Origin of the sequence: Streptomyces sp. NPDC049040 (genome assembly GCF_043197715.1) — a bacterium.
Taxonomy (GTDB): domain Bacteria; phylum Actinomycetota; class Actinomycetes; order Streptomycetales; family Streptomycetaceae; genus Actinacidiphila.
Genome location: NZ_JBICTO010000008.1, coordinates 115,767 through 134,147, shown reverse-complemented (window position 1 = coordinate 134,147; position 18,381 = coordinate 115,767). Strand labels below are relative to the sequence as shown.

The 18,381-nt window shown below is 69.4% G+C and carries 19 protein-coding genes; 12 read left to right on the top strand and 7 right to left on the bottom strand.

Translation table 11 applies throughout. From position 1 onward, the window contains the following. Positions 1-63 precede the first annotated feature (63 nt). The 6 genes from ACGFMP_RS21790 to ACGFMP_RS21765 all read left to right on the top strand — a co-directional run bounded on the left by ACGFMP_RS21790 (position 64) and on the right by ACGFMP_RS21765 (position 5,616). Positions 64-1,605 carry a potassium/proton antiporter gene (locus ACGFMP_RS21790; protein WP_393674639.1) on the top strand — a complete coding sequence of 514 codons (1,542 nt, stop codon included), beginning with the start codon at positions 64-66 and terminating at the stop codon, positions 1,603-1,605. A 193-nt stretch (positions 1,606-1,798) separates the two neighbouring features. After that, positions 1,799-3,109 carry an MFS transporter gene (locus ACGFMP_RS21785; RefSeq protein WP_393674637.1) on the top strand — a complete coding sequence of 437 codons (1,311 nt, stop codon included), beginning with the start codon at positions 1,799-1,801 and terminating at the stop codon, positions 3,107-3,109. 66 nt (positions 3,110-3,175) lie between these two features. Continuing rightward, complete coding sequence (locus tag ACGFMP_RS21780; RefSeq protein ID WP_393674435.1) at positions 3,176-3,505, top strand: FmdB family zinc ribbon protein; 330 nt, start codon at positions 3,176-3,178, stop codon at positions 3,503-3,505. A gap of 103 nt (positions 3,506-3,608) precedes the next feature. Next, positions 3,609-4,466, top strand: a complete 858-nt coding sequence (locus ACGFMP_RS21775; RefSeq protein WP_393674434.1) for an S-methyl-5'-thioadenosine phosphorylase — start codon at positions 3,609-3,611, stop codon at positions 4,464-4,466. A 580-nt stretch (positions 4,467-5,046) separates the two neighbouring features. Then, positions 5,047-5,334 carry a hypothetical protein gene (locus ACGFMP_RS21770; RefSeq protein ID WP_393674433.1) on the top strand — a complete coding sequence of 96 codons (288 nt, stop codon included), beginning with the start codon at positions 5,047-5,049 and terminating at the stop codon, positions 5,332-5,334. Positions 5,335-5,436: 102 nt separating this feature from the next. Beyond that, positions 5,437-5,616, top strand: a complete 180-nt coding sequence (locus ACGFMP_RS21765) for an MscL family protein (RefSeq protein WP_393674432.1) — start codon at positions 5,437-5,439, stop codon at positions 5,614-5,616. 307 nt (positions 5,617-5,923) lie between these two features. Here ACGFMP_RS21765 and ACGFMP_RS21760 read toward each other — a convergent pair whose 3' ends face one another. Further along, positions 5,924-6,091 (bottom strand): hypothetical protein, encoded by a 168-nt coding sequence (locus tag ACGFMP_RS21760; protein ID WP_393674431.1) that lies wholly within the window; start codon positions 6,089-6,091, stop codon positions 5,924-5,926. 251 nt (positions 6,092-6,342) lie between these two features. Between ACGFMP_RS21760 and ACGFMP_RS21755 the strand changes: the two genes are divergently transcribed. Then, positions 6,343-7,509, top strand: a complete 1,167-nt coding sequence (locus tag ACGFMP_RS21755; protein WP_393674430.1) for a PLP-dependent cysteine synthase family protein — start codon at positions 6,343-6,345, stop codon at positions 7,507-7,509. Positions 7,510-7,660: 151 nt separating this feature from the next. Then, positions 7,661-8,362 carry a VC0807 family protein gene (locus ACGFMP_RS21750; RefSeq protein ID WP_393674429.1) on the top strand — a complete coding sequence of 234 codons (702 nt, stop codon included), beginning with the start codon at positions 7,661-7,663 and terminating at the stop codon, positions 8,360-8,362. On the opposite strand, the gene ACGFMP_RS21745 is transcribed toward ACGFMP_RS21750, so the two are convergent. Together ACGFMP_RS21745 and ACGFMP_RS21740 are read right to left on the bottom strand one after the other, a co-directional pair. Then, positions 8,323-9,069: a VIT family protein gene (locus ACGFMP_RS21745; protein ID WP_393674428.1), complete on the bottom strand. Its 747-nt coding sequence runs from the start codon at positions 9,067-9,069 to the stop codon at positions 8,323-8,325. The genes ACGFMP_RS21750 and ACGFMP_RS21745 overlap by 40 nt on opposite strands. A gap of 166 nt (positions 9,070-9,235) precedes the next feature. Then, positions 9,236-10,231: an RNA polymerase sigma factor RpoD/SigA gene (locus tag ACGFMP_RS21740; protein WP_393674427.1), complete on the bottom strand. Its 996-nt coding sequence runs from the start codon at positions 10,229-10,231 to the stop codon at positions 9,236-9,238. A 234-nt stretch (positions 10,232-10,465) separates the two neighbouring features. Here ACGFMP_RS21740 and ACGFMP_RS21735 point away from each other — a divergent pair, with 234 nt between their 5' ends. The 3 genes from ACGFMP_RS21735 (at position 10,466) to ACGFMP_RS21725 (ending at position 12,525) form a co-directional block, all read left to right on the top strand. Continuing rightward, complete coding sequence (locus ACGFMP_RS21735; protein ID WP_393674426.1) at positions 10,466-10,984, top strand: GNAT family N-acetyltransferase; 519 nt, start codon at positions 10,466-10,468, stop codon at positions 10,982-10,984. Positions 10,985-11,098: 114 nt separating this feature from the next. After that, positions 11,099-11,884: a dioxygenase gene (locus ACGFMP_RS21730; RefSeq protein WP_393674425.1), complete on the top strand. Its 786-nt coding sequence runs from the start codon at positions 11,099-11,101 to the stop codon at positions 11,882-11,884. 20 nt (positions 11,885-11,904) lie between these two features. Next, a complete protein-coding gene (locus tag ACGFMP_RS21725) occupies positions 11,905-12,525 on the top strand; it encodes a hypothetical protein (RefSeq protein WP_393674424.1) in 621 nt (206 codons plus the stop codon). Between the two features lie 157 nt (positions 12,526-12,682). On the opposite strand, the gene ACGFMP_RS21720 is transcribed toward ACGFMP_RS21725, so the two are convergent. After that, positions 12,683-14,191 carry an MFS transporter gene (locus tag ACGFMP_RS21720; RefSeq protein ID WP_393674423.1) on the bottom strand — a complete coding sequence of 503 codons (1,509 nt, stop codon included), beginning with the start codon at positions 14,189-14,191 and terminating at the stop codon, positions 12,683-12,685. 228 nt (positions 14,192-14,419) lie between these two features. Continuing rightward, positions 14,420-15,064: a TetR/AcrR family transcriptional regulator gene (locus tag ACGFMP_RS21715; protein ID WP_393674635.1), complete on the bottom strand. Its 645-nt coding sequence runs from the start codon at positions 15,062-15,064 to the stop codon at positions 14,420-14,422. Positions 15,065-15,298: 234 nt separating this feature from the next. On the opposite strand from ACGFMP_RS21715, the gene ACGFMP_RS21710 reads away from it, so the two are divergent. Further along, positions 15,299-15,775, top strand: coding sequence for a MarR family winged helix-turn-helix transcriptional regulator (locus tag ACGFMP_RS21710; RefSeq protein ID WP_393674422.1), 477 nt, complete (start codon positions 15,299-15,301; stop codon positions 15,773-15,775). 74 nt (positions 15,776-15,849) lie between these two features. Here the strand turns inward: ACGFMP_RS21710 and ACGFMP_RS21705 are convergent, their stop codons facing one another. Further along, complete coding sequence (locus ACGFMP_RS21705) at positions 15,850-16,680, bottom strand: ABC transporter ATP-binding protein (RefSeq protein WP_393674420.1); 831 nt, start codon at positions 16,678-16,680, stop codon at positions 15,850-15,852. Positions 16,681-16,758: 78 nt separating this feature from the next. Continuing rightward, positions 16,759-18,294 (bottom strand): MFS transporter, encoded by a 1,536-nt coding sequence (locus tag ACGFMP_RS21700; protein ID WP_393674418.1) that lies wholly within the window; start codon positions 18,292-18,294, stop codon positions 16,759-16,761. Positions 18,295-18,381 lie beyond the last annotated feature (87 nt).

Below are 18,381 nucleotides of genomic sequence, written 5' to 3'. Positions count from 1 at the left end.
CGCGCCGGACGCGGAGTCGGCCCAGCGGAAGGTGGACCATGCAACGTCAAGAGAGGGTAAAATATTAGACTAGGCAACAAAGTTGAAAGGACCGGGCCCCTGACAGTCCACCACCTGAATGAGATCCTGCTGGTCGGCGCGGCAGTACTGCTCGTGGCCGTCGTCGCCGTCCGCCTGGCATCGAAGAGCGGATTGCCGACACTGCTCATCTACCTCGGCATCGGCGTCGCCATCGGACAGGACGGCCCGTTCGGCTTCACCTTCGATGACGTCGAACTGACCCAAGTGTTGGGCTATGCCGCACTTGTGGTGATTCTGGCCGAGGGTGGACTCGGTACGAAATGGCATGAAATCAAACCCGTCATGCCCATCGCTGCAGCTTTGTCGACATTCGGCGTCCTGGTGAGCGTGTTCGTGACCGCGGGTGCGGCACATTTCGCGGTGGGACTCGACTGGAGGCAGTCGCTGATCATCGGCGCGGTGGTGTCCTCCACCGACGCCGCCGCAGTCTTCTCGGTGCTGCGCAATGTGCCGCTGCCCAAGCGGGTGACCGGTGTTCTCGAGGCCGAGTCCGGATTCAACGACGCGCCCGTCGTGATCATGGTGGTCGCCTTCTCCGCGACCGGGCCGATCGATTCCTGGTACTACCTGCTCGGCAAAATCCTCCTCGAGTTGACCATCGGCGCAGCGATCGGCCTCGCGGTGGGGTGGATCGGCGCCTACGGCCTCAAGCACGTCGCCCTGCCGGCCTCCGGCCTCTACCCGATCGCCGTGATGGCCATCGCTGTCGCCGCCTACGCGGCCGGTGCCATGGCGCACGGCTCGGGCTTCCTGGCCGTCTACATCGCCTCGCTCGTACTCGGCAACGCGAAGCTGCCGCACCGCCCGGCAACCCGCGGTTTCGCCGAAGGGCTGGGCTGGATCGCCCAGATCGGCCTGTTCGTCCTGCTCGGCCTGCTGGTGACACCCCACGAGCTGGGTGACGACGTCGTGCCCGCACTGATCATCGGCTTGTTCCTGACCGTGCTCGCGAGGCCTGCGGAAGTCGTGCTCTGCCTGCTGCCGTTCCGTATCCCCTGGCGCGAGCAGGCGCTGATGTCGTGGGCGGGCCTGCGCGGCGCGGTGCCGATCGTGCTGGCCACCATCCCGATGGTGGCCGGGGTGGGCGACAGTCGCAGGATCTTCAATATCGTCTTCGTACTGGTGATCTTCTACACGCTCGTGCAGGGTCCGACGCTGCCCTGGCTGGCACGGCGGCTGCACCTCGATGCGAGCAGCGGCCCGGCAGACCTGGGTATCGAGTCGGCGCCGCTGGAGCGTCTGCGCGGTCACCTGCTCTCCGTCGCCATTCCCGAGGGGTCGCGTATGCATGGTGTCGAGGTGAACGAGCTGCGGCTCCCCACCGGCGCCGCCGTCACCCTCGTCGTCCGCGACGGTGCCAGCTTCGTCCCCCAGCCGTCGACGACGCTGCGGCGGGGCGACGAACTGCTCGTCGTCGCCACCGACCCGGTACGGGACGCCGCAGAGGAGCGCTTGCTGGCGGTCGGACGTGGTGGAAAGCTCGCAGGCTGGCTCGGGCAACGCGGCGGGCAGCGCCAGACGTGACGGGCGACCTGACCACGACACGGCCGCTGCACGGGCACGTACCATGGGGTCGGTATTTGTCGAGTACAACCTCTGTCTGATGCAGGGCCGGCGCGGACCACCGCGCTGAGCGGACGGCTCTCGGCGCGACAGGGCGGCTTCCGGCCGCGGCCGCGCTACCAGGCAGCAGAAAGACCAGGCTGTGGCATCCACGGTGCCCACCTCTTCCTCCCCATCGCCGTCCTCCAAGCAGGACACCGCCCGGACGCCCGGCTACCGGCAACTGCTGCGCACCCCGGGGGCGTGGGCGTTCGTCCTTCCGGGCTTCGCCGCGCGGCAGCCCTTCGCCATGCTCACGATCAGCATGGTGCTGCTCATCCGGCACACCACCGGCTCCTACGGGACGGCGGGTGCCGTCGCGGCGGTGACGGGTGTGGCCATGGCGGTGTGTGCGCCGCGCGGCGGCCGGCTCGCCGACCGGTTCGGGCAGCGCTCTGTCCTGGTGCCCGGCATCGCGCTGCACGCCGCGTCCGTGGTCGCTCTGGTGACGGTGGCACTGTTGCACGCGCCCGCCTGGGCGCTGTTCACAGCCGCGGTGCCGACGGGAGCGACCGTGCCGCAGATCGGGCCGATGGTGCGCTCCCGCTGGGCCGTCGCCCTGGACCGCCCGGCGGGCCGGCCTTCGCCGCTCGTACAGACCGCGGCGGCGTTCGAGTCGGTGACCGACGAGTTCACCTTCGTCATCGGACCGGTTCTGGCCACGGCCCTGTGCACGGGAGTGCATCCGGCTGCCGGGCTCATCACCGAGGCGACGCTGACACTTGTGGGAGGAAGTCTTTTCGCGGCGCAACGAAAGACAGCCCCCGCGCCGCACCGTATGGCGGCAGCCACGGATCCACGTCGCGGCTCGGCATTGTCCTTGCCGGGAGTACGCGCACTGGTGGTCGCTTTCCTCGGCATAGGCGCCGTTTTCGGCGGCATGCAGGTATCGATCACCGCCTTCACACAGGAAGCCGGTCACGCGGGCCTCAACGGCGTGGTCTACGGAACCTTCGCTGCGGGCAACATGCTGGCGGGCGTGGCCTACGGCGCCGTCACATGGCGGCGCAGTCCCCGCCGACGGCTGCTGGCCGCGTACGCGGCCCTGACGCTCGCCTGCGTCCCGTTGTGGGCCGTGCAGAGTCTGCCGGTACTCGGCGGTCTCGTCCTGCTGGTCGGGCTGTGCATAGCGCCGGCGCTGATCACCGGCTACACCCTGGTCGACGCGCTGGTGCCTGCAGCAACGAGGACGGAAGCGTTCACCTGGCTCACGGGAGCTGTCGCGCTCGGCCAGGCGGCAGCGGTCACCGTCGCGGGCCTGCTGGCCGACCACGCAGGCCCTCCTGCCGGTTTCACGGTGCCCCTGACCGGCACAGCAGTGGCCCTCGCGGTGCTCGCGGGGCTGCGCCGACACCTGGCGGCAGCACCGAGGGGCGTGGTGGCCGCAGGTGTGATCGGTCACCGTCGGGCAGTCGCAGTGGACTGAGACACGGAAATGCTGCACTATGGACCGTCGTTAGCACTCAATGAGTGAGAGTGCCAGGAGGAGCTAGTGCCGACGTACCAGTACCAGTGCACCGAATGCGGCGAGGGCCTTGAGGCGGTGCAGAAGTTCAGTGACGATGCGCTGACCGTGTGCCCCAACTGCAGCGGGCGGCTGCGCAAGGTGTTCTCCGCCGTCGGCGTGGTCTTCAAGGGCTCCGGCTTCTACCGGACCGACAGCCGCGGCTCCTCGTCCAGCAGCGCGCCTGCCGCCAAGAGCGGTGGTACCGGCACGGACAGCAAGCCGAGCGAGAGCTCCTCGTCGAAGCCGGCCCCGTCCGGATCCTCCTCGAGTTCATCCGGCTCCTCGTCCACGTCGAGCAGCTCGTCGGCCGCCTGAAGTTTCGGGCCCCAGGCCTGCACCAATCGCGTGATCTTACGAACCTCCGTCGTTTCGATGACGGAGGTTCGTCGCGTCCGCCGCCCGGCTTAGGGTGATCGTCATGGCGCAGAGCAGCGATATGACACAGGAGCGCGCCGAGATCGGCGTGATCGGCGGATCCGGTTTCTACTCATTTCTCGACGATGTGACGGAAGTCATCGTCGAGACCCCCTATGGACCTCCCAGTGACTCGCTCTTCATCGGAGCAGTGGGCGGTCGGCGGGTGGCGTTCCTGCCGCGGCATGGTCGTGATCACCGTCTGCCACCGCACAAGATCAACTACCGGGCCAATCTGTGGGCTCTGCGCACAGTCGGCGTACGCCAGGTCCTCGGTCCGTGCGCGGTGGGCGGACTGCGCGCCGAGTACGGTCCCGGCACCCTGCTCGTGCCCGACCAGCTCGTGGACCGCACGAAATCGAGGGCTCAGTCGTACTTCGACGGGGAGGCCAGGGCGGACGGCCTGGTCCCGAACGTCGTGCACGTCACTTTCGCCGACCCGTACTGCCCTGTGGGTCGGAAGTCCGCCGTGGAGACCGTCCGGACAAGCGGATGGGACGCGGTCGACGGGGGGACCCTCGTCGTGGTGGAGGGACCCCGTTTCTCCACCCGTGCGGAATCGCTCTGGCACGCCGCCCAGGGCTGGTCGGTAGTCGGTATGACAGGCCACCCGGAGGCGGTCCTCGCACGGGAACTGGGCCTCTGCTACACCTCGCTGACACTGGTCACCGACCTGGATGCAGGCGCGGACACCGGCGAGGGCGTGTCGCATGAGGAAGTACTCGAGGTGTTCGCGGCCAACGTCGGGCGGATGCGGGACGTTCTCTTCGAGGTCGTCGGCGCCCTTCCCGGAAACGACGACCGCGCGTGCCTGTGCGTCGATGCGCTGGGCGGACAGGACCCGGGCATCCCGCTGCCGTAGTCGGCCGTGACCGCCATCGACGCCGGGACGGCAAGGAGGCTTGGAAGCCGCCGTCGCCCCTGCGCGCTGCGGTTTTCCACAGGCTCGAAGTTATCCACAGGGCCCGACGGTCCCGTTGTGGATGTGCGCGATGGTGAGGGATGTCGACCGAGTGTGCGGTCGGCTCCCCTCACACCCGGCGGTGATTCCCATGCGCACGTCCACAACGGCTCCGGCTCCGGCTTCAGCGCGCTTCGACATCTCCCTGTTCTCCCAACCGACGGCTCCTCCGCCAGAACCTCCACAGTCCGCGGGTCGTTCCGCTCCCGAGCCGTATGCCCCGCCGGGGTGCGCGGTGCCGGTCTTCCCTCCGATCAGGGCCGGTGGACGAGGCGGGCTGCGCCTGATGCCCCGGTCCCTGCGGCTCAGGCACAGGCCTGCGGCGCTCGCCCTCGGCTTGGCGGTGTGCGCCGGCGCCCTGGCGGTGGCGGGGGCGCACGGATCGCCGCCCCACACGTCCGCGGTGGTTCGCAGTCGGGCACCGATCTCATCAGCTGACCGTCGCGCCCCTCACACGGGGGACGCGATCGTCAGGGCGCCGGTGCGGATCACCGACGCGGCCGCAGTGGGGCTGCTGCGGCCCGGTGATCGGGTGGACGTGCTTGCGGGGGCGCGAGTGGTCGCCTCCGCGGTGCCGGTGATCTCCGTTCCGGAGCAACCCGACGAGTCGGCCGCCCCTGCCGGACCACAGGGGAGCGACCTGCCGTCCGCCACCGCGGACGCAGGCTCATCGGGCGGGGCGCTGGTTGTCCTGGCCGTGTCCCGGCGTACCGCTGCCGCGCTGTCCGGCGCTGCCGTCTCCTCCCCACTGGCGGTGGCACTGTGCTGAGGCAGCCCCTCGTGCAGGGCGCCGGGACAGCGCGGTCCCGGATCGCCTTCTACGGCGCCACCTTCCATACCGCCAGGCCTGCCTCGGGGCGGAGGCCCATCGGTGGGCTGTACGGGGAGCCCGCAGGCAGCCTTCACGGGATTCGTCATGCGGAAAGGCGTGATCGACCTGGCGGTCATGGCCGTCATCGGGGCCGGGCCCAGTCGGGTCGTGAATTCCGTCGCCAACCGGACCTGCAATCCGCCAATCGGTGCCTTCGGTATGAAGGACGGCGCTGGGTGATCGTCCTGTCCCCCGGGTTCGTGCGCGCTGAACGACAGGGGCGAGGCCGCCGACTGTCTCCACAGCCTGTGGGTATCGGCCCTGAGCGCCACGCTGACCTTCCTGACCGCCCTCGCAGACAGGTGTCAGGTGAGGGCGTTCCCGGCGGCCGGACATCCGGCGCACCGGGCCATCCGCTGTCATCCGACAACGGACGTCATGGGGCCGGTGACGAAGGACGGCGGGCTGACGCGGCTCCGCCGTATGCGCGACGCCCTGTTGAGTCCCCGGCCGGGCGGGTGGGTCTGGGCGCGGGTGTCGACCGGCTTCAGAGGTGGTGCGGCGGCTTCTGGCTGAGGAAGCGCGTGAAGTCGTCGTCCGCCGAGCCGGACGGCGGGTCGCCCCAGCCGCGGTCGGTGTCGTCGACGGAGGGGCGGTCGAGTGGGTCGTCGAAGACCAGCCCTGCGGCTGCGGACGCCCCACGGGGTGACCGCACGGCGCCGGAGGGCGCCTCCGACGTGTCGGCGGAGGGGCCTACGGCAGTCTCCGTTCGCGACTCTGAACCGCTGCCCGGCACGGGACGGGGGGACCCGCCCGTGGCTGGGGCGTGCTCGGAGTCTTCGGCGCTGCTCATGCCACCAGCCTACGGCGCTGCGCCGCGTCGCCGTTCTGCGGCGGCACCCAAGCGAGTGGGGGGAGAGACTCCAAGTGTCCGTTTGAAGCAGTCCGACGGATATACCTGGCCTCATGCGCGCACCAGAACCGAAACCCCAGGCCGGCCGCCTTCCCGCTCCGACGGAGGAGGCGGACGTCGACCGAAGCGACCTCGCGTACCGCCGTTGGTTGAGCGAGGCGGTGGGAAAGGTCCAGGCGGACGCGAACCGGTCCGCCGATACCCATTTGCTGTCAGTGCCGCTTCCGGTGGACTGGGGCATCGACCTCTATCTGAAGGACGAATCGACGCATCCGACGGGGTCGCTGAAGCACCGCCTGGCGCGCTCTCTGTTCCTGTACGCCCTGTGCAACGGCTGGATCCGCCCGGGACGGCCGGTGATCGAGGCGTCCAGCGGGTCGACGGCAGTGTCGGAGGCCTACTTCGCCCGGCTGATCGGTGTCCCCTTTGTGGCCGTGATGGCCCGCGGGACGGTAAGAGCGAAGGTGGACCTGATCGAATTCCACGGCGGCCGGTGCCATCTGGTGGACGACCCGGGCGAGGTGTACGGGGCGGCGACCCGGCTGGCCGCGGAGACCGGCGGCCACTACATGGACCAGTTCACGTACGCGGAGAGGGCGACGGACTGGCGCGGCAACAACAACATCGCCGAGTCGATCTTCCGGCAGCTGGCATCGGAGCGTCATCCGGTGCCGACCTGGATCGTGGCGACCGCGGGGACCGGGGGCACGTCGGCGACCCTCGCCCGGTATGTGCGCTATGCGCAGGCGACCACCGGCATCTGCGTAGCGGATCCGGAGAACTCGGCGTTCTTTCCGAGCTGGCGGGACAACGACCCGACGATCACCACCGGTACCGGCTCCCGGATCGAAGGGATCGGCCGGCAGCGCGTGGAGCCGAGTTTCGTGCCAGGCGCGATCGACCGCATGATGCGGGTCCCGGACGCGGCGTCGATCGCAGCCGTCCGGGTTCTTGAACGACTGCTCGGCCGCCGCGCGGGTGCGTCGACCGGTACGGGCCTGTGGGCGGCGTTCCGCATCATCGCGGAGATGCGCACCCGCGGTGAGTTCGGCAGCGTGGTGGGGTTGCTGTGCGACCCGGGCGAGCGCTATCTGGAGAAGTACTACGCGGACGGCTGGCTCGCCGCTCAGGGCATCGACATCGGGCCCTACGCGGAGCGGATCGAACACTTTCTGGCGACTGGTTCGCTCGAGCCGGTGAGCTCGCCCCACGCTGGCTGAGCCCCGAGGTGTGTCTCCTTCGTGGAGGTTGGCGTGTCCCCGCAGACGGCCCCGCCCGGCTGATCATACGATCACCAGTACGAACGTCGCGTCATCAGCGACTACGTGACGGGGAATCACGGGGAACACAAACGGGGAAGCAGGACAGGCGATGACCGATGCCCGGACGCGTGACCGGACGGGCGGCGGCAGCGTGTCGTCGCACGCTCATGCCGTGCTGCTCTCATGGGGGCCGACGGTGCTCTTCGGCATGCTCCTGCCGTGGATCACGTATCACCAGCTCACGGGGCACGATGTGCAAAGGGTGCCGGCACTCGTGCTGGTATCGGCATGGCCTGCGTTGGAGATCGGACTCTACTTCGCGCTGCACCACCGGGTGGACGAGTTCGGGACGCTGATCCTGGTCGCTCTGCTGCTGGCCGCCGCCATGGCAGTCGCCGGAAACCACTGGGCGGGCGGGCGCGCGGACGCGGCCCTCACCGGGCTGGCCGGAGCGGCCTTTGCCGTGAGTCCGGCCTTCGGGCGGCCGTTGACCTACTGGTTCGGCCGCCGGTTCGCGACCGACGGGTCGGTGGAGGGGGCGGCATGGTGGAGCGGACTGTGGGTGCGGGACGCCCGCTTCAAAGTTCTGCTGCACAAATTGGCCGCGGTGTGGGGTGCCGTCTGGGTCGTCGAGGCAGGTGCGGTGGCGGTGTTCACGCCACGGCTGCACGGAGCCGGGGTGGACGCGCTGTCGCTTGCCGCGCCCGTGGTGGTGACGGTGGCCCTTGCGGCCTACACGACGCGGGTGGGACGCGCGTATGCCGCAGCTGGTCAGATGCCGGACGCACCGAGCAGCGTGCCGACCGCGTAGGTCACGGCCATGGCGATCGCGCCGCCGGCCACGTTGCGGATGACGGCCGGACGGACAGGCGCGTTGCCCAGTCGCGCGCTGATCAAGCCGCAGGCGCTCAGGGCGGCCAGGACCGACACCACGGTGACCCCCAGTCGCCAGTCGGCTGGCGGGAGCACGATCGCCAGCAGGGGCAGCAGTGCGCCGACGGTGAAAGAGACGAAGCTGGCCCAGGCTGCGTGCCAGGGGTTCGCGAGCTCGTCCGGGTCGATGCCGAGTTCGACGCGGGCGTGGGCACCGAGGGCGTCGCGGGCCGTCAGTTGCTCGGCGACCTCGCGGGCGAGCTCGTGGGTGATGCCGAGGTCCTGGAGGAGGCCGGTGAGCTCGTCGAGTTCGGCCTGCGGAGTGGTGGCCAGCTCCTCCCGTTCCAGGGCGAGGGCGGCCTGTTCCGAGTCACGCTGCGTACTCACCGAGACGTACTCGCCCGCGGCCATGGACAGTGATCCCGCCATCAGACCCGCAAGCCCCGCGGTCAGGAGCGCCGACCGCGAGTCGGTGGCCCCCGCGACGCCTACGACCAGGCCGGCCGTGGAGACGATGCCGTCGTTGGCGCCGAGTACCGCGGCGCGCAGCCAGTTCAGCCGGGTGCTCAGGCCATCGTGGTGCGGCTCGTCCGGGTGCGGCCCTGCGCCGTCCCGTCCCTCGGCCGCGACGCTGTCGTCAGTCATGCCACGAAGGGTCTCACCCCCACCGCCATGCCAGGTCGAGCGGCACCCTCGCTGTCTGCGGCACACCGGCGTGGTGCGGACAGGCCGAACCCCGGCGCGGGGGGATGCACCGGGGTCCGGGTCTGTGGGGCCGGTCCGCCACGCGGGCCAGCGTTCTATGGATATATCAGGCTGCCTCGTAATCCAAACCGGTCGCGCGGGCCATCCGCTTGAGGTCGGCGAGTGCGTGCTTCTCGATCTGGCGGATGCGCTCCCTGGTGAGGCCGTGTTCCTTGCCGACCTCGGTCAAAGTGCGCTCCCTGCCGTCCACGATCCCATAGCGCGCACGGATGATCGAGGCGGTGCGGTCGTCGAGTCGGTCGATCAGCCCGTCAAGCTCCTCACGGCGCAGCATGACGAGCACCGAGTCCTCGGGGGACGGCGCAGCACCGTCTTCGACCAGGTCACCGAACTCGGTCTCGCCTTCGGCGTCCACCGACATATTCAGCGACACTGGATCACGTGCCCAGTCCAGGACGTCCGAAACGCGCTCCGGAGTCGAGGCCAGTTCGGTGGCGATCTCGGCGGGCTCGGCGTCGCGGCCGTGCTCCCGGTTGAACTCCCGCTGCACGCGACGGATGCGGCCCAGCTCCTCCACCAGGTGCACAGGCAGCCTGATGGTGCGGGACTGGTCGGCGATCGAGCGGGTGATGGCCTGCCTGATCCACCAGGTCGCGTAGGTGGAGAATTTGAAGCCCTTGGCGTAGTCGAACTTCTCGACGGCGCGGACGAGGCCCGCGTTCCCCTCCTGGATCAGGTCGAGCAGCGGCAGGCCGCTGCGGGGGTAGCGGCGGGCCACGGCGACGACGAGTCGCAGGTTGGAACGGATGAAGACGTCCTTGGCGCTCTCACCCGCGGCCACCAGGGCCTCGAGCTCTTCGCGCCTGCTGTCGCCGCCCGCACCCGAGGGCAACTCGGGGTCGGCGGCGAGGATACGCTCGGCGTACACGCCTGCTTCGATGTCCCGGGACAGCTCGACCTCGCGGGCGGCGTCGAGCAGCGGCGTGCGCGCGATCTCGTCCAGGTACATGCCGACGAGGTCGCGGTCGGCTACTTCCCCGCCTGCGGCGCGAACGCTGCTGGTCCCGCCTGCGTGACGACGGGCGACGGCACGGGTTGCCATGCGTGCTCCCTTTACGAAGGTGCGGTCGGACTCGGTCGGACCGGGTGCGGTCACAGCCGTTGCCGTGGAGTTCCCTGCGCAGCCGTTGTGGTGGCTGCCGTGGCTCTTCGGCTCTGCTGTGCGCTTGCCCCATCCGATCGGGATAACGACTGGAATCCGGACACAATTCCCATGTCGTCACCTATTTTTTATGATCATGCAGTACCCTGTCCGACCGCATTGAAAGGTCATGTCATGTTGCAGCGAACGGACGTCCAGGTCAGAGCAGGTGCGGAAGGGGATCTGGCGGCGCTCACCGACATTTACAACCACTACATCCGTGAGACGCCGATCACTTTCGATGTCAGCCCCCTCACACCCGACGAGCGGCGGCCTTGGTTGCTCTCCCACCCGGAAGACGGCCCACACCGCCTGTTGGTTGCCCGGGCGCCGGGCGACGGGGGAATCCTGGGTTACGCGACGAGCAGTCCGTTCCGCCCCAAGGCGGCGTATGCGACCTCGGTGGAGACCAGCATCTATCTCGCCCCGGAGGCGGGCGGGCGCGGGATCGGCACCCTGCTGTACGCGGCGCTCTTCGATGCACTGGCCGGCGAGGACGTGCACCGCGCGTACGCGGGCGTGACGCTGCCGAACGAGGCGTCGATACGTATCCACCGGCGTTTCGGTTTCGAGCAGATCGGGGTGTACGAGGAGGTCGGCCGGAAGTTCGGCACCTACCACGATGTGGCCTGGCTGGAGAAGCGGCTGAGCTGAGCCGAGCCGACGTGAGAGGTACAGGCGGCGGGCCGCGACCTCCAGAGATCTTTGAAGATTCAATCAGATGTCGCTACCGTCGTCCCGTACGCTTGAAAATTCAAGGAGGGCGCCATGACCGCAGCCGCAACCGAGCGCATGCCCGCGCTCTACCTCTCGCACGGCGCCCCGCCACTCGCGGACGACCCGGTGTGGCCGGGCCAGCTCGCCGCGTGGGCGGCCGCGCTGCCGCGGCCCACCGCCGTACTGGTCATCTCGGCGCACTGGGAGGACGCCCCGCTGGCGATCGGCGCGACGACCACCGTGCCGCTGGTCTACGACTTCTGGGGATTCCCCGAGCACTACTACCGGGTGACCTATCCGGCGCCGGGCGCGCCGGAGCTGGCCGAGGACGTGCGCAAACTGCTGCGCCGCGCCGGCAGCCCGGTGCAGGACATCCCGGACCGCGGGCTGGACCACGGTGCGTACGTGCCGCTGGTGGAGATGTTCCCCGGTGCGGACATCCCGGTCCTGCAGATCTCCATGCCGACCCTGGACCCGGCGGGGCTGCTGGACATCGGGCGCCGTCTCGCGCCGCTGCGGGACCAGGGCGTGCTGATCGTCGGCAGCGGCTTCTTCACCCACAATCTCGCCGCCCTGCGCCACGCAGGCCCGCAGCCGCCCACCTGGTCGGCGGAATTCGACGACTGGGGGCAGCGGGCACTCGACGCGCAGGACGTCGACACCCTGCTGGGTTTCGAGCACACCTCGCCCGCAGGTCGGCTCGCCCACCCGCGGACCGAGCACTTCGCCCCGCTGTTCGTTACGCTCGGCGCCGCCGAGTCCGATCTCGGCAGCCAGCGCAGCATCATCGACGGATTCTGGATGGGGCTGGCTAAACGCTCCGTCCAACTCGGCTGAAGAGGAAGACACCCCACCCCATGCCCCTGCAGAAACGACGCATCGCGATCGGCGTGGCCGTCCTGGCCGGCGCTGTGACCCTGGCCGCGTGCGGCTCGGACAGCAAGAAGGACACGGCCGCCACCCCGAGCGCCGCCGGTGGCGGCGACAACAAGCCGGTCGCCTCCTCGGTGAACTGGCCCGCGCCCGCCGACGCCACCGCACAGGTGAAGGCGGCCGGGCTGCCGATGCTCGGCCAGGAGGGCCAGGTGCTGCACATCCACAGCCACCTGGACGTGTTCGTGGACGGCAAGGCGGTGACCGTGCCGGCCGAGATCGGTATCGACGTCCCCAAGCAGCAGATCAGCCCGCTGCACACGCATGACACGTCGGGCGTCGTGCACATCGAGTCGCCGGTGCAGGCCGAATTCACCCTCGGGCAGTTCATGACCGAGTGGAACGTGCCGATCGGCAACGGCCTGCTCGGCACCTTCAAGGCGGGCGGCGGCAAGGAGCTGCACGTCTACGTCAACGGCAAGGAGCAGACCGGCGACCCCGCGTCGATCAAGCTGGGCGCCCACGAGGAGATCGCGGTCGTCTACGGCGCACCGGCCGACAAGGTGCAGGTGCCGTCGACGTACGCGTGGCCGGAAGGCTTGTAGGACGAGCAGTCCGCGAGGTCACCGCTGCGCGCGGCGCTGTCTGCGTACGACCCGTCGGTCATACGACAGACGGCAGGTCCCCGTCGCTTCCGTTCGAGAGGAAGCGGCGGGGACCTGCCGTTGATAGGACGACCAGGCTGTCAGTACGACCCGATGGTCAGTGTGCGATGACCGGAACGGCGAAGTCGTCGGCCGACTTGTCGCCATCGACGCGCTCCGGACCACGCTGCACGCCGGCGTCGACCAGGGTGAAGGCGATCACCGAGGAGAGCGCCAGGATCGCTGTCGCCCAGTAGATGGCGGTGGAGTAGCCGTGCACCGCCGCCTGGTTGATGAACAGCTGCTGCTTGAGGTCCGCCTTCGAGTTGAGGTGCGAGGCCACCCATGTGGCGGAGGCGCTGGTGGCCAGCGTGTTCAGCAGCGCGGTGCCGATGGAACCGCCGACCTGCTGCGAGGTGTTGACCATGGCGGAGGCGACACCGGCGTCCTCCGGCCGCACACCGTGCGTGGCCAGGCTCATCGCCGGCATGAAGGCCGTGCCCATGCCGAGGCCCATCAGGATCAGGCCGGGGAGCAGCACCGTCGCGTAGGACGAGTCCACCTTGATCTGCGCCAGGATGAGCATGCCGACGGCGGCGACCATGAAGCCGGGAGCCATCAGCAGTCGCGGGCGGACCCGCAGCATCAGCCGGGTGCCGATCTGGGTGGAACCGACGATCATGCCGCCGACCATGGGCAGGAAGGCGAAGCCGGACTTGATGGCCGAGTAGCCCATGACCTGCTGGAGGTAGTAGGTCAGGAACAGGAACAGGCCGAACATGCCGATGACTGCCAGGCCCAGCGACAGGTAGACGCCGCCGCGGTTGCGGTCGGTCACCACGCGCAGGGGAAGCAGCGGGGCGCTGACGCGGCTCTCGACGAGCACGAAGGACGCGAGCAGGACCGCGGAGGCCACGAACAGCCCGAGGGTGCCGCCGGCCGTCCAGCCGTCGCTGTCGGCGCGGGTGAAGCCGTACACGAGGGCGACCAGACCGGCGCTGGCCAGGATCACGCCCGGCACGTCGAGGCGGTTGCGGTTGCGGCCCTGCGCCGGCTCGTGGACGACCGTGATGGCGCCGATGACGGCGACCACGGCGAAGAGGATGTTCACGAAGAGCGCCCAGCGCCAGTTGAGGGCCTGGGTGAGCACGCCGCCGAGGATCAGGCCGACCGCGGCGCCGGCGCCGGCGATGGCGCCGTAGATGCCGAACGCCTTGGCGCGCTCCTTGGCGTCGGTGAAGGTCACCGCGAGCAGTGACAGGGCGGCGGGCGCCAGAAGGGCTCCGAACACGCCCTGGAGGGCGCGGGCGCCCAGCAGCATGGAGGTGTTCACCGCGGCGCCGCCGATGGCGGAGGCGGCGGCGAAGCCGAGGAGGCCGACGATGAAGGTGTTCTTGCGTCCCCACAGGTCGGACACCCGGCCGCCGAACAGCAGCAGGCCGCCGAAGGCAAGGGTGTAGGCCGTGATGACCCACTGCTTGTTGGCGTCGGAGATCCCCAGGTCGGCCTGGGCGGACGGCAGCGCGATGTTCACGACGGTCGCGTCGAGCACGACCATCAGCTGGGCTATCGCGATGAATATCAGCGCTGTCCAGCGCTTCGGATCAGGCTGAAGTGTTTCAGGCATTACTGGTCTCACTAGGGATGCGGAGTGACAGGGCGTGGGGACGTGTGTGGGCGCGAGTTGTCCGGCGCCGTACTGCGGCGGTGGATCGGGGTCGGGGATCCTTGCCGGCCTTCGGGTTCGGGTCCGGCTCTGCTCAGGCAGGACGAGCGGCTGACTCGGGCTGCGCAGGTCCACGGACACGGCGAACCTGGCTACGCTATAACCCGACTGATGGGTATTGCGAACGGTTTATCTCTGGCGGGCTTGCAGTTCCTCCAGGGTCGCGGCATCCCCCACGAGCACCGAGTGCCCGGGGGCACGCAGACCGTCGAGGAACAGTTGCAGGTGGCGATGGACGAAACGGTCGAAGCCAGCGCAACAGGTGCCCGGCAGCGGCCGGGCGAGCTGCGTCACGGCGACCATCAGGTCACCGACGGCGATGTCGGTGCGCAGTTGGCCCGCGCGCTGGGCGCGTTCCATGATGGCGCTGATCGATCGTTGCATCTGTTCGACCTGGCTCGCGACCGCGGGGTCCTGGCGGTCGAAAACGTCGGAGAGCAGGGGGCACAGGGCGCCGATGCGCTCGTCCGCCGCCTCGAAGACGAAACGGCAGAGCGCGGCGAACGCGTCCGGCTCCTGCGCCAGTGCGTCCTCGGCTCGTTTCACTGTACGGGCGATCACTGACAACGTGACCTGACGGATCAGGTCCGTACGGTCGGTGAAGTGCCGGTAGAGGGTGGCATTGCCGACGCCCGCCCTGCGTGCCACTTCGTCGAGGGGGACGTCGGGGCCGAGTTCGACGATCGCCTCGCGGGCCGCGGCGATGATGCGCTCCCGGTTCCTGGTGGCGTCCGCGCGCAGTCGTACGGCTCGCGGCGGGGTGGCGGTTGCCATCTCGAGCGGCACGGGCGGACTCCTTGCGGTCTCGTCGGGCGGGCTGGGCGTGACGGGCAAACGGAAAATCGCTCCCCGTTTGCGAGTCACACGGAAAACGGAGCCCAGGTCCCCGGATATTTCCCATCGGCCACGTGACCTGCGCCACATATCGCCGGGCCGTCCTTCGCGGACCGGCGGGAGGAACCGCACCACTTTATTGAAGCTTCAAGAAGTGCACGTACCATGAACGTCATGACATGGCTGACCGAAGACGAGCAGGCCACATGGCGCGCGTTCGTGCACGCGACCACGCTGCTCGAAGATCATCTCGACCGTCAGCTGCAACGCGACGCCGGTATGCCGCACATGTACTACGCCCTGCTCAGCACGCTCTCCGAGACGCCCGGCCGCAAGATGCGGATGACCGAACTCGCCGAGCAGGCCAAGATCACCCGGTCCCGGCTCTCGCACGCCGTCGCACGGCTCGAGGGCAACGGCTGGGTACGGCGGGAGAACTGCCCCACCGACCGGCGCGGCCAGGTGTGCGTGCTGACCGACGCGGGCTACTCGGAGTTGGTGCGCACCGCGCCAGGCCATGTCGCCGCCGTCCGCGCCGCGATCTTCGACCGGCTCACTCCCGAGCAGATCCGCCGGCTCGGCGAGATCTCCCGCATCATCGCCGAGGGCCTGCACCAGCCGGACGGCGCGGACGTGCCCTGGCTGCGCTGAACATTGCGCGGCGCAGTCAACGCGGCGCCTCGGAAGTCACCTGCGGGGTCGAGCGTCCGATACGCGGTCGGCGGTCATGGCGCCAGCGGCTGTACGCGCCCCGAGCGTGCCAGCCACCGCCCTCCGTGCCGGCTCACCTCGATGGGCCGGCCGAAGCACTGCGTCATCCACTCACCGGTGAGCACCTGCTCGGCGGGTCCCGAGGTCAGGACGCGGCCCTCCTTGAGCAGCAGCACATGGCCGATCGCCGGTGACAGCTCCTCCAGGTGGTGCGTGACGGTGATGGTGGCCAGGCCCGACCTGGTCGTCGCGAGCCGGTGCAGGGCGTCGATCAGGTCCTCGCGCGAGGGCAGGTCGAGCGCGTTGAAGGGCTCGTCGAGCAACAGCAGCGACGGGTCGGCCATGAGTGCCCGCGCCACCAGGATGCGGGCACGCTGACCGCCTGAGCAGACGCCGTACGCGCGCTCGGCGAGGTCCTTGATCTCGAGTTCCGCCAGCAGCGCGGTCGCCCTGTCGCGCACCTCGCGGTCGTACTTCCGCCACAGCGGCTGCACGGTGCCGGTGTGGCCGGTCAGGACGACGGTGTGGGCCGTGGCGTCGAGCGGCACCTTCTGCGCCGAGGAGACCAGGCCGATGCGGGCGCGCAGTTCACGCATGTCGACCCGGCCCAGGCGGTGGCCCAGGACGTCGACCGTGCCGGTGGTCGGGTGCATGAGGGCGCCGATGAGCCGCAGGACGGTGGTTTTCCCCGCGCCGTTCGCACCGAGCAGTGCCCAATGCTGGCCCGCGCACACGGTCCAGTGGATGTCGTCGAGGATGACCTGGTCCGTGGTGTGGCGGCGCACACTGACGGCGTCCAGTACGGCGACCGCGCTGGGCGTGGCACCTGTCGCGTTGGCTGTCATGAACGAACGGTAGCTGTATCCACCAACTTTATGCCGCCGCTTTCCGCCATGTGGATACGCCACCCGCGCCGCCTCCGGTCACGGGGCGGCCGTCGGCGGGCTCTCGTCCGCTGCGGGCTTGGCGATACGCGGAGGTCCCGGCCGGAAGAGCAGGAAGGTGACCACGAATCCGAAGGCGAAGAATCCGGCCGACCACCAGTAGGCGACGGAATAGCTGTGCAATTGGGCCTGGGAGACCGCGGCGGGTGTGGGCCGCCGGCCGGACAGGTAGCTCGCCGCCGCGCTGGTGGCGAGGGTGTTGAGCAGCGAGGTGCCGACGGATCCGCCCACCTGCTGGCTGGTGTTCACCATGGCCGAGGCGACACCGGCGTCGCGCGGCCTGATTCCGGCGGTGGCGAGGTTCATCGCCGTGGCGAAGATCAGGCCCAGACCCAGGCCCAGCAGGAGCAGCGGCGGCATGACGTGCCCCACGTAGGTGCTGTTGCGGTCCAGTGCGGTCATCCACGCCATGGCGCCTCCGGCCAGCAGCATGCCCGTGGGCACGATCGGCTTGGCGCCGAATTTCGGCACCAGCACATTGGTCGTCGTCACCGAGGTGATCACCAGCAGCGCCACCATGGGCAGGAAGGCGAGTCCCGTCTTGATCGGCGAGTACAGCAGCGTGCGCTGCATGTAGAAGGTGAGGAAGAGGAAGACGCCGAACATTCCCGCGCCGGAAAGGAACATCGCGATGTACGACGCCGCGCGGTCCCGGTCGGCGACCACTCGCATCGGCAGCAGCGGGTGCCGGGCGCGCAGCTGCCAGGAGACGAAGGACACCAGCAGAACCGCTCCGGTGAGCAGGAAACCCCACGTGCTGGGGGCGCTCCACTCGGTGCGTTCGGCGTTGGAGAAGCCGTAGACGATGCAGAACAGGCCGCCGGAGACGAGGAGCGTGCCGGGGATGTCGAGGTGCGTGCGGCCGGGCGGGGCGCCTGGGCGCAGCAGCCGCATGCCGCCGAGGAAGGCCGCCACGGCGAAGAGCAGATTGACGTACAGGCACCAACGCCAGTCCAGGTACTCGGTGAGGATGCCGCCGAGCAGCAGCCCGACCGCGGCGCCCGCGCCGGCGATGGCGCCGTAGATCCCGAAGGCCTTGGCGCGCTCTCCTGAGTCGGTGAAGGTCGTGGTCAGCAAGGAGAGGGCGGCAGGCGCGAGCACCGCGCCGAAGGCGCCCTGAAGGGCGCGGGCCATCACCAGGATCTCGAAATTGGGCGCCGCACCGCCGATCGCCGACGCCGCGGCGAAGCCGACAAGGCCGATCAGGAAGATCCGCTTGCGGCCGACGAGGTCGGCGAGCCGGCCGCCGAACAGCAGCAGCGACCCGAAGGCCAGTGCGTAGGCGGTGATGACCCACTGGCGGTCGCCGTCGCTGAATCCCAGGGCTTGCTGGGCGGACGGCAGGGCGATGTTCACGATCGTCGCGTCCAGTACGACCATCAGCTGAGCCAGGCCGATCACACAGAGCACCCACCAGCGCTTGGCAGGTGGGTCGTCGAAGTCGCCCTGTCCGTACGGGGGGCCGGGTGCGCCGGCCCGTCCGGAGGCCGACGTCTCGGAGGAGCTTCGGGCCATGGCGTGGATCTCCTTTGCGCTTGCGCGCCTCCCCCCGGAATTTCCACGCTAGGTGCAGCCCGGTGACCCCGCCACGCGGGCACTGCC